An 11566-nucleotide genomic window follows, 5' to 3' on the forward strand; every position below is an offset into this window, starting at 1 on the left:
AATGAAAGCTTCATTACAGTTAAAATTAGGCCAATCGCTTACAATGACCCCACAGTTGCAACAAGCGATTAGGCTGCTGCAACTTTCAACTCTCGATCTTCAAAATGAGATCCAAGAAGCGTTGGATAGCAATCCTTTACTCGAGGTCGAAGAGAACTTCGAGGGAAATGAAGCCAACACAAAAGCTGACGATAATGGCGCAGGGCATGAATATGACTCATCAAGTACGCTAGAAGCCAATAACGACAGTAATGACTTTGACAGCAATGACTCTAGTACCATTGATACTTCTGAAGCTCTGGACAAGCAAAGTATCAGCGACGATCTGCCAACAGACACAACTTGGGATGACTACATCTCTGCTGGCCCAGCGGCACCGGTAGCGTCATCGACAGCAGGACCTGAAAGTGATTTCGTTTATCAAGGGGAAACCACTGAGAATTTACAAGATCACCTGTTGTGGCAAGCTAATTTAACGCCTTTTAGCGATAATGATCGAGCAATTGCAACGGCCATTATTGATGCTGTTGAAGAGTCTGGATACCTATCACAAGACTGTGAAGATATTCTGACAGCTATGGCCGATCCTGAAATTGAATTAGATGAAGTTGAAGCAGTATTAAAACGTATCCAACACTTTGATCCAATTGGCGTAGCAGCACGCAGCCCAAGTGAATGCTTAGCCATTCAATTAAAGCGCCTTGCAGAAGATACGCCATGGCGAGATGAAGCCATTCTTTTAGTTGAAGGTTATATGGAGTTATTAGCAACTCGGGATTACCGCACGCTTGCTAAAAAAACCAAATTAAAAGAAGCACAACTCGCTGAAGCTATCCGATTGATTCAAACTCTAAACCCGCACCCTGGTAGTACTATCATCAAAGAAAAAGATGAATATGTTATTCCAGATGTATCGGTTAAAAAGGTAAAAGGACGCTGGATTGTTGAGTTAAACCCAGATTGCATGCCAAAAATTCAGGTCAATGCTGAGTATGCGGCGCTGAGTAAAACCAGTAAGAGCAGTGGAGATACCCAGTTTATTCGAGGTCACTTACAAGAGGCCAAGTGGTTTATTAAAAGTTTAGAAAGCCGAAATGACACCTTGCTAAAGGTAGCAAATTGTATTGTAATGCAACAGAGAGGTTTTTTTGAATACGGCGAAGAAGCGATGAAACCATTGGTTTTAAATGATGTCGCTGAAGCAGTGGAAATGCACGAATCAACTATCTCTCGTGTAACCACACAAAAGTATATGCATACGCCACGTGGTATTTTTGAATTAAAATACTTTTTTTCAAGCCACGTTAGCACTGAGAATGGCGGTGAATGTTCATCAACTGCGATTCGTGCCATTATCAAAAAACTAGTGGCGGCTGAGAGCCCAAAGAAACCATTAAGCGATAGTAAAATTGTAGATTTGTTAGCGGAACAAGGGATTAAAGTAGCAAGAAGAACCATTGCAAAATATCGTGATGCGTTATCAATCCCACCTTCCAATCAAAGAAAGAGCTTAATTTAAGCTCACCAAATGGAGGATGCATTTTATGCAAATTAATTTAACTGGACACCACGTAGCTATTACAGAATCACTTCACGACTATGTGCACACAAAATTTAGTAAATTAGAGCGCCACTTCGAACATATTAATAACGTACATGTTGTTTTAAACGTAGAAAAACTCCAACAAATTGCAGAAGCAACACTTCACCTAAACGGCGGGGAAGTATTTGCTACCTCCACTCACGAAGACATGTATGCCGCGATCGACTCAATGATCAATAAACTTGATCGACAAGTGATCAAACACAAAGAAAAATTACAACGACACTAGATTCTTTAGTCTAAAGTGTCACTCTAAAGCCTAGCATTGCTAGGCTTTTTTGTTGCTAAGTCTTTGCTATCTCATTGCAAATAAATACAAACCCCCTAAAATAAGAACATTAACAAGATAACCATCATGGATGCTCGATTGAAATTAACTATCATTAGCGGAACGTCAGGCTCGGGAAAGAGTGTCGCTTTACGTGTATTAGAAGATTTAGGCTATTACTGCGTTGATAACTTACCAATGAACTTGCTGCATTCGTTTATCGATAGCATGAAGGAGATGGAGCAACCTGTTGCGGTGAGTCTTGATGTACGAAACATTCCTAGTACGCAATCAGAGCTGAGCCAATTAATCGAGCAATTATCAGCAAGCTGTGATTTAGAGATAGTTTTCCTTGATGCACCCAGCACCACGTTAATCAAACGATACAGTGAGACCAGACGCCTGCACCCGCTAACCAAACAGTGCATGACGCTATCTGAAGCGGTTAAAGAAGAAAAATCATTATTACGTCAACTTGCAGAAGTAGCCGACTTAAAGATTGATACTGGTGAGTTAACAATATATCAATTAAGTGACTTGATTAAAGAGCGTATTCTTGGCAATACCGATAGCGAGCTGGTATTAGTATTTGAATCATTTGGTTTTAAATATGGTCTGCCACGAGATGTCGATTTTGTATTCGATGTTCGCTTTTTACCTAACCCCCATTGGGAACCAGAGTTGCGTCCACTCACAGGGCTTGATGCGCCAGTACAACAGTATTTAGCTGCGGAGCCTCTAGTGAATCAACTTGAAGAACAACTCACTACTTTTATTGATACTTGGCTGCCTCACTTAGAAAAAAATAATCGCAGTTACCTCACAATAGCGATTGGCTGTACTGGCGGGCAACATCGCAGTGTTTATATTGCGCAACAATTAGCTAAAAACTTTTCTCACAAAAAGCACAATATCCAGATTCACCACCGTGAGATGTTTCGTAAAGCCAAGACATAACAAAAATCGATTAAAACTGAGTTAACGTTAATTTTATAAAAATCAATTTATCCTTAATCAATATGAAATAAAAGCGAAAGCCAATGCCAGAGACAGTTGTTAAACAAGAATTCTCAAACCAACGCTTCGATGAGGTAGAAAAAGCCCTCAGCAGTGGTATGTTTGTTCATGTGCGACAAATATTGATGGATCTACCCGCTTGTGACGTTGCGCTTTTACTTGAATCTAGTCCTTATAAAACTCGTCAGGTGTTATGGCAACTTGTTGACCATGATGATCAGGGTGACATCCTAGAAGAGCTTTCAGAGGATGTACAAAAAAGCATTGTTCGGCAGATGCAAGCTCACCAGCTTGCGGCAGCTGCCGAGACTATGGACACCGATGACTTAACCGAAGTTTTACGTACTTTACCTGATAGCATCTACCAGCAAGTACTTGAAGCGATGGATGCGCAAGACCGCCACCGAGTTGAGGCGGCAATGGCCTACGAAGAAGATACTGCCGGCAGTATCATGAACACAGATACAGTCACCTTGCGCCCTGATGTAAATCTTGATGTAGTTTTACGTTACCTTCGTCTTAAAGGTGAGTTGCCTGAAGCGACCGACATGCTCTACGTTGTTGATAAAGAAGATACATTGTTAGGTGGTGTTACGCTATCAACCTTAATTACATCTAACCCGATAATGACAGTGTCCCAAATCATGGATCGCACCCTAGAAGCCATCCCTGCAACAATGGAAGATACTGAAGTCGCACAGCAATTTGAGCGACATGACTGGGTTTCGGCACCAGTTATTGATGGTGAAGGAAAACTTCTGGGCCGGATCACCATTGATGATGTTGTTGACATCATTCGTGAAGACGCAGAGCATTCCATGATGAGTATGGCGGGTTTAGATGATGAAGAAGATACCTTCGCTCCTGTTATTAAAAGTACTCAAAAACGTTCAGTGTGGCTTGGTATTAACTTACTAACAGCACTCGCTGCTGTTGCTGTTAGTAATATGTTTGAGCCTATTCTTGCGCAAATGGCAATTCTGGCTATATTGAACACCTTGGTACCAAGTATGGGTGGTATCGCTGGAAATCAAACATTGACCTTAATTATTCGCGGTATGGCACTTGGTCACATTGGTGATCGTAATAAACGATGGCTCATTGGCAAAGAGCTCGCGATCGGTGCTCTCAATGGGCTTATTTGGGCACTCATACTCTCCGTTGTCGTTGCATTATGGCAAGGAGACATCAAACTTGGCCTCGTCATTGCCTTTGCAATGTTAGCTAATATGACTGCTGCTGGCCTTTCCGGTGTATTAATACCACTTGTTATGAGGCGCCTTAAAATCGACCCAGCGCTGGCTGGAGGGGTCGTGTTAACCACGATTACTGACGTCGTGGGTATTTTTGCCTTCCTCGGTACAGCGACTTTAGTTTATACGCCGTAGTTAACAAAAAAGCCCGAGTTATCAATTGATAACTCGGGCTATATAACGCACTGGTTCAAGGTGGTTTAGTTACCAGCCACCTTCATTTCTTCCAGTAGGATTGAGCCACATAAGGTACTCTTTCGTTCATCAACATCGCCAGATATTGCAACGATATTTTTATACATATCATTGAGGTTGCCTGCAATGGTGATTTCATGGACAGGGTATTGAATAACGCCATTTTCCACCCAAAAGCCAGCAGCACCACGTGAATAATCACCTGTAATAATATTCACCGATGAGCCCATTAAGTCCGTTACCAACAAGCCTGTTCCCATCTGCTTTAATAATTCACTTTGCTCAGCAACAGTGTTATTTACTAACCATGTGTGTGTACCACCAGCGTGCCCTGTAGGTTGCATATTCAACTTACGGCCAGCATAGCTGGTAATTAAGTAGCTCGCTAACACACCGTTATCAATGACGGTTAAATCCTTTGTCGCTAAACCTTCATGATCAAAAGGCGTTGAAGCTAAGTAACCTTTTAAATGAGGTTTTTCTTCAATACTTAACCATGAAGGGAAAATTTGTTCGCCTTTACGATCAAGCAAGAAGCTCGCTTTACGGTATAAGCTACCACCGCCAATAGCAGAAACAAGGTGACCAATAAAACCCGCTGATAATGAAGCATCAATGACAACAGGAACAGTCATTGTCTCTAATTTTCTCGCCCCTAAGCGATCGATAGTATGTTGAGCCGCTTTCTCACCAATTAATTTAGGAGAGCCTAATTTATTAGGATAACGCGAAACCGCATAATCATAGTCTCGCTCCATCTCGCCATTACGCTCGCCAATGGTGACACAAGATAAGCTGTGACGCGTGCTCGGGTAGCCTTCTAATAAGCCGTGACTATTTCCGTAAACACGAAGGCCTTGATGAGAGTTATATGACGCACCATCAGAGTTGGTAATTTCTTCACTGTAGCTTAACGCGGCATCCTCAGCAGCGAGGGCTTGCTCAATCGCAAACTGCGGGTCTAAGCTACCAGGGTGATATAAATCAAGATCTGGAGGGTTAGTGACCATCAAATCGGCATCAGCCAAACCATTATAAGGATCTTCTGAAGTGTGTTTAGCAATACTAATAGCAGCTTTCACAGCACTTTCGATTGCCGATTCACTTAAATCCGATGTCGAGCTACTGCCCTTACGATTGCCACAATATACACTGATCCCCAGTGCACCATCATGGTTAAACTCAACCGTCTCAACTTCACGCAAACGTGTAGAAACACATAACCCTGTTTGCTTGCTCATTGATACTTCAGCACTCGAAGCGCCATGACGTTTCGCCGAGTCTAATGCTTTTGCTACGGACTCTTTCACCCGAGCCAATTCATCAAAAATATCGTTATCTACAGCCACAAGGCAATTCCTATCTATAATATATGTCAATATCTTAGCATGCTTGAGCATCAAGCGATCTGTTCTAAGAAAAAAAATGCTACAATGTCGTCAGTAATTACTATAGTTGAGAAAATCAATGAGCAAAGCGAAAAAAGCAACCATTGAAGTCGGTTCAGATTTAGACGATTGGGTGAGCCGTAGTGAATTAAAACGTCAAGCAGAAGATTATCACAGTCTAGGTCGGACGATTATGGCATTATCAGATAGTCAGCGAGCCAGCCTGCCTATGAGTGATGAACTACAGGCTGCTGTAACGCTAGCCAACCGTATTCGCCACACCAAAGAAGGCTTTCGCCGTCAAATGCAATTGGTCGCCAAGGTATTACGCAATAGCGATGTTGATGGGATCAGAACGGCTATCGAACAGTTTAAGCATCGCGATAAACGTGCGGATTTAGAATCGGTTAAGCTTGAAAAGCTACGTGATAGAATCATCAAGCAAGGTGACAGCGCTGTAAATGAGTTTTTAGAGCAGCACCCAAGCGCCGATCGTCAGAAGTTACGTCAACTGACACGCCAAGCCGCCAAAGAAGTGAAAGCAGAAAAACCTGCTAAAAGCTTCAAGGAGCTATTTAAATATATTAAGTCATTTAACGAACAAGATTAAATCATGTGGCTATCGCGTCAACTATCAATTGCAGCAAAGCCGCGAGGGTTTCACCTCATTACTGATGAGGTGAGCAACGCCCTTCCTGAAATACGTCAGCTTAAGGTTGGCGTGCTTCATGTTTTTATTCAACACACTTCAGCTTCATTAACCATTAATGAAAATGCAGATCCTAGTGTTCGACATGATTTAGAGCAACACTTCAACCGTAGTGTTCCTGAAAACGCCCCTTACTACCAACATATGGATGAAGGTAGTGACGATATGCCAGCGCATATTAAAGCAAGCACCTTAGGTGCTAGCCAAAGCATCCCAATCGCCAATGGTCAACTTCAACTTGGCCTGTGGCAAGGGCTATATCTCTGCGAGCATCGCAATTATGCTACTAATCGTACACTGGTATTAACCTTAAACGGTGAGTGAGTAAACTATTGTCACTCACTGTTACATATTGTTACGTTTTGTTGTTTAGTCTTACTTCAACTTTGCGTAAACTGAGCCAATCTCTCCTTTAGTCTAACTAAGCGAGATTGCTACACACCATACAAATCAATTATAAAATAGATGGTTAATTATTTAGCCTTAAAGGAATTATTCATGAAATTCACGAGTGTTTCATTGGCGCTATTGCTTGCATTCTCTGCAAGTAATACAGCATTTGCCACAGAAGACAAAAAGTCGAAAAAAGAAAAAAAAGAAGAAACGATCGCATCTCTGATCAAAGATAAAACTGCAACCACTGGTTTATTTGATTTTTATCAAGATAAAAAAACTGGTGAAACACTAATGCTTATTGAAGAAAAACAGCTAGACACACCATTCCTATACTTTGCTCACACTGTTGACGGTTTATCAGATGCAGGCCACTTCCGTGGTGGTTATCGTGAAAATAAAATCATTGAATTACGCCGTTACTTTAACCGCATCGACATCATCACAAAAACTCCACGTTATAAATTTGATGAGAGCAACCCAATTAGCCGTGCTAGCGAAGCTAATATCAGTGAAGCAGTGCTTGCTTCATTAAAAATTAAGAAAGAAGAAAACGGCCAAATTGCCGTTAACGTTGATAAATTATTCTTAAGTGAAGCGTTACACAAAGTTTCTCCGTGGAATAACCCAAACGATAAGTTTGCTAAAAAGCGCTTTAAAGTGGGCAAATTAAACAGCAAAAAGTCACGTATCCTAAATAAACGTGCTTATGACAATAACGTTGATGTTGTTGTTGATTATGTATTTAACAACCCGAACCCTTCTGTTCGAGGTTCAGGCGCTGTTTCAGACCCTCGTAGTACTTCTGTAAAAGTACAACATTCATTTGTTGAACTACCTAATACAGGCTTCAAACCACGCTATGATGATGCTCGCATTGGGTACTTCACTCATCAATACGATGAAATGACATCAAGTAAATGGGCACCGTATCAAGATGTTATCAAACGTTGGAACTTAGTTAAAAAAGACCCTACTGCAGAGCTGTCAGAACCAGTTGAACCTATCGTTTGGTGGATTGAAAACACCACTCCACATGAGTGGCGTAAAACTATCGAAGAAGCGACACTAAGCTGGAACATTGCCTTTGAAAAAGCAGGCTTTAAAAACGCTATCCAAGTTAAAACTCAGCCAGACGATGCAACGTGGGACGCCGGTGATATTAACTACAACGTATTACGCTGGACTGCATCACCACGCCCTCGCTTTGGTGGCTATGGCCCATCACTCGCTAATCCGCTAACGGGTGAAATGATTGGTTCAGACATCATGTTAGAGTTCGTCTTCATGAAAAATCGCTGGATCTTTGACAACCTATACTCTCAAGGTGCAAGCAGCTTAAGCCATCAAAATGAAGCGCTAAGCAATACAACGTTAAACTGTAGTGCAGGTCATGAACTACAGCAGGGTTTAATGCTTGGTCACGCAATGGCTAATAGCAATGAGATTGAAAAGAAAGCGTTACTAGATGAAGGTCTACGTATGCTGATTTTACATGAAGTTGGTCATACGCTAGGTTTAAACCATAACATGAAAGCATCTATCTTATGGGACGAGAAAGACATTCATAATAAGGCGCTAACAAAAGGTGCTTTAACCGGTTCAGTAATGGATTACACGCCAGTGAACGTTGCGCCTATTGGTGTAGCGCAAGGTGATTACTTCCAAACAGCACCGGGGCCATACGACATCTGGGCCATTGAATATGGCTATTCAACAGCCCTAGATAATGCAGATGATGAGAAGCAACGCCTTGATGCTATCTTAAGCCGCTCAAATGAAAAAGGTCATGCCTTTGGTAATGATGCTGATGATATGCGTGCCCCTGGCCGACACATTGACCCTCGTATTATGATTGGTGATATGTCATCAAACCCTGTCGCTTACGCAACAGATCGTATGGGGCTAATCAATCATATCTTTGGTGAATTAAAGCAAAAAACATTAAAAGAAGGTGGGTCACACCAACCGCTATTAATTACTGCTAATTCGCTTTACGGTCAATACAAGAAGCAAGCAGAAGTTATTTCTCGCCAAATTGGTGGTGTCTATATCGAGCGTGATTTCGTATCAAAAGATAGCGATACTAAGCCATACACACCAGTGCCAGCTTCGATCCAACAAGAAGCAATGCAAGCATTAGCTGAAAATGTATTTGCTGCTGACGCATTAAGTGCGATGCATCCATTATTTAACTACATGCAACACCAACGTCGTGGTTTTAACCACATGGGTCGTAACGAAGATCCACGAGCTCACGACATGGTACTGAACATGCAGAAGTCAGTATTAACACAATTATTACACCCTCGTGTATTAAAACGTGTTTCTGATACATCACTTTACGGTAACACTTACACGCTTACAAACGTGTTGAGTGACCTAACCGATGCAATTTTTGACGACAGTAAAGAAAGCTCTCAGAGCCAAAATTTACAAGTTGAATATGTTAAGCGACTAATTGCTATCAGTGGCTTAGCTCGTTCTTCATCTTACGACAACTTAGCTAAAGCAGCTGCTCTAGGCCAGTTAAACAACATCTTAGATGAAGTGTCAGGGATGGGTTTCACTAAAGGTGCAACAACGAAGGCACATCATGCGTACATTAGCCAAATGATCACTAAAGTCACTAAAGTTTAAGCTTTTATTTTTTTAGTCTCATTGCAATCAAAGCGCAGCTTCCTCGAAGCTGCGCTTTTTATTTTAAGCTTCAGTTAAAGTTCAAACTGCCGATAAGTTATATAACTCCCTTATTAAGGATAAAAAGGCATGAGCGTTAATAATTCAATCGGGGCCAATATAAGCTTCGCCAATCAACACTCCTCATACTCAACAACCGATAAACAAAGCAAGTGGTCAATCCCGCAACCTGCGAATAATCAGACTGCCTCCAATTCGGCTGAGAAGATTTCCATATCAGCAGAGGGACAAGAGAAGCTGCAACAAGAGAAAAGCTCTGATTACGGTAAAGCGCTATATGACAAGAGAACTGAACAGCAAGAAAAAACCGAAGAGGTGGATCCACAAGCAAGTGTCGTTGATAAATTAATTGAGGAACTCAAACAGCAAATAGAAGAGGTCGAAGAAAAAATAAAACAATTGATAGGTCAAGATGATGAAGCCTCATTAGAACAACTAAAGCTGTTACAGGACCAACTTGCAACCATGCATTCCCAGTTAATGGAGCTTACTGCGCTTAAACTTAAGCTTGAAGGGAAAGGTGCATAATATAGCCCTAAACTTAATAAGCTTAAGGCCATACGAAGTTCTTGGTTACTCAGTGCCACCCACAGTAATTTTATCCAGCTTTAATGTTGGTTGACCAACACCTACAGGAACACTTTGACCATCTTTACCACACACTCCAACGCCAGGATCTAACTCAAGATCGTTACCTAACATTGAGATTTGCTGCATCGCTTCAGAGCCACTACCAATAAGTGTAGCGCCCTTAATTGCTGCACCAATTTCACCATTTTTGATGATGTAAGCCTCAGATGCTGAGAATACAAATTTACCAGAAGTGATATCAACCTGGCCGCCACCAAAGTTAGGGGCATAAATACCGTCTTCAACACTCGCGATAATATCTTTTGGATCACTCTGCCCTGCTAACATAAAAGTATTGGTCATTCGTGGCAATGGTAAAGAGGCATAAGACTCACGGCGTCCGTTACCTGTACTAACAGTGTCCATAAGTCGTGCATTATGCTTATCGAACATGTAGCCCTTTAGAATACCTTCTTCAATCAGAACATTTCGCTGACCAGGTACACCTTCATCATCAATGCTTAATGAGCCACGGCGATCACTCATTGTTCCATCATCAATGACGGTACAAAGAGGTGAAGCCACTTGCTGGCCAATTTTACCGCTAAACGCAGATGAACCTTTACGGTTAAAGTCGCCCTCTAAACCATGTCCGACAGCTTCATGTAATAAAACTGCAGGCCAACCATTACCTAGAACAACGGGCATCATCCCCGCAGGAGCATCGATTGCAGAAAGATTAACCAATGCCTGACGAACAGCTTCTTCAGCGTAAGTTTCTAGACGTTTTTTGCCATTAACTGATTGTAAAAAGAAGCTATAGTCACTACGACCACCGCCCCCGGCCGATCCTCTTTCACGTTTACCATTATCTTCAACGATGACACTACAGTTTAAACGAACCAGCGGCCTAATATCCGTTGCTAATGTACCGTCTGTTGCTGCAACTAATATCTCTTCATAAACACCTGAAATACTAGCTACAACTTGACTAACCTTAGGATCTTGAGCACGAGCATGTTGATCTATCGAACGTAAAATATCGAGTTTTTCTACCTCACTCATCAATGATAGAGGGTTAATCTCCTGATAGGTGGCGATATTTTCTGTACGTTGCCAAGCATTCACTTTACCATCATAACCCGCTTGAGCAATACCTCGGGCAGCGAGCACACTTTGCGAAATTGATTTATCATTAATTTCATCTGCATAAGCGAATCCAGTCTTTTCACCTGAGATTGCACGTACACCAACACCTCGCTCAATGTTAAAGCTACCCTCTTTGATGATGCCATCTTCTAGCACCCAAGATTCATGATGAGATGCTTGGAAATATAAATCAGCGAAATCAATCTTATGTTGATGAATAGTAGTTAGATATTGATGTAAATGGTCTGTAGATAACCCTGTTGGGGCTAATAATGACTCACTGACTTTTTCAAAGCTCATAGGTTTCTCAATAGTTAAATA

Annotated in this window: 10 protein-coding genes; 8 read left to right on the forward strand and 2 right to left on the reverse strand. The window is 41.7% G+C overall.

Annotated features, from left to right (window positions below; genetic code table 11):
• The first annotated feature begins 1 nt into the window (after position 1).
• The 4 genes from Q8W26_RS06040 to mgtE all read left to right on the forward strand — a co-directional run bounded on the left by Q8W26_RS06040 (position 2) and on the right by mgtE (position 4276).
• Positions 2–1519 (forward strand): RNA polymerase factor sigma-54, encoded by a 1518-nt coding sequence (locus Q8W26_RS06040; RefSeq protein WP_101214300.1) that lies wholly within the window; start codon positions 2–4, stop codon positions 1517–1519.
• Between the two features lie 25 nt (positions 1520–1544).
• Entirely contained in the window at positions 1545–1832 is a 288-nt protein-coding gene (gene hpf / locus Q8W26_RS06045; RefSeq protein ID WP_101214301.1) for a ribosome hibernation promoting factor, read from the forward strand.
• A 138-nt stretch (positions 1833–1970) separates the two neighbouring features.
• Positions 1971–2828 carry an RNase adapter RapZ gene (rapZ, locus tag Q8W26_RS06050; RefSeq protein ID WP_101214446.1) on the forward strand — a complete coding sequence of 286 codons (858 nt, stop codon included), beginning with the start codon at positions 1971–1973 and terminating at the stop codon, positions 2826–2828.
• A gap of 83 nt (positions 2829–2911) precedes the next feature.
• Entirely contained in the window at positions 2912–4276 is a 1365-nt protein-coding gene (gene mgtE / locus Q8W26_RS06055; protein ID WP_101214302.1) for a magnesium transporter, read from the forward strand.
• A gap of 65 nt (positions 4277–4341) precedes the next feature.
• Here the strand turns inward: mgtE and pmbA are convergent, their stop codons facing one another.
• Positions 4342–5667, reverse strand: coding sequence for a metalloprotease PmbA (gene pmbA, locus Q8W26_RS06060; protein WP_370694266.1), 1326 nt, complete (start codon positions 5665–5667; stop codon positions 4342–4344).
• A gap of 136 nt (positions 5668–5803) precedes the next feature.
• Between pmbA and yjgA the strand changes: the two genes are divergently transcribed.
• From yjgA to Q8W26_RS06080, 4 genes are all read left to right on the forward strand, one after another.
• A complete protein-coding gene (gene yjgA, locus Q8W26_RS06065) occupies positions 5804–6334 on the forward strand; it encodes a ribosome biogenesis factor YjgA (protein WP_101214304.1) in 531 nt (176 codons plus the stop codon).
• 3 nt (positions 6335–6337) lie between these two features.
• The gene (locus tag Q8W26_RS06070) at positions 6338–6757 is read left to right on the forward strand and encodes a secondary thiamine-phosphate synthase enzyme YjbQ (RefSeq protein ID WP_101214305.1); all 420 of its coding nucleotides are present in this window, start codon (positions 6338–6340) and stop codon (positions 6755–6757) included.
• A 174-nt stretch (positions 6758–6931) separates the two neighbouring features.
• A complete protein-coding gene (locus tag Q8W26_RS06075; protein WP_101214306.1) occupies positions 6932–9466 on the forward strand; it encodes a zinc-dependent metalloprotease in 2535 nt (844 codons plus the stop codon).
• A 129-nt stretch (positions 9467–9595) separates the two neighbouring features.
• On the forward strand, positions 9596–10054 hold the full coding sequence (locus Q8W26_RS06080; protein ID WP_101214307.1) for a hypothetical protein: 459 nt from the start codon (positions 9596–9598) through the stop codon (positions 10052–10054).
• A gap of 45 nt (positions 10055–10099) precedes the next feature.
• Here the strand turns inward: Q8W26_RS06080 and tldD are convergent, their stop codons facing one another.
• Complete coding sequence (gene tldD, locus Q8W26_RS06085; protein ID WP_101214308.1) at positions 10100–11545, reverse strand: metalloprotease TldD; 1446 nt, start codon at positions 11543–11545, stop codon at positions 10100–10102.
• Positions 11546–11566 lie beyond the last annotated feature (21 nt).

The organism is Psychrobium sp. 1_MG-2023, assembly GCF_030689115.1.
In the GTDB taxonomy this organism is placed as follows: domain Bacteria; phylum Pseudomonadota; class Gammaproteobacteria; order Enterobacterales; family Psychrobiaceae; genus Psychrobium.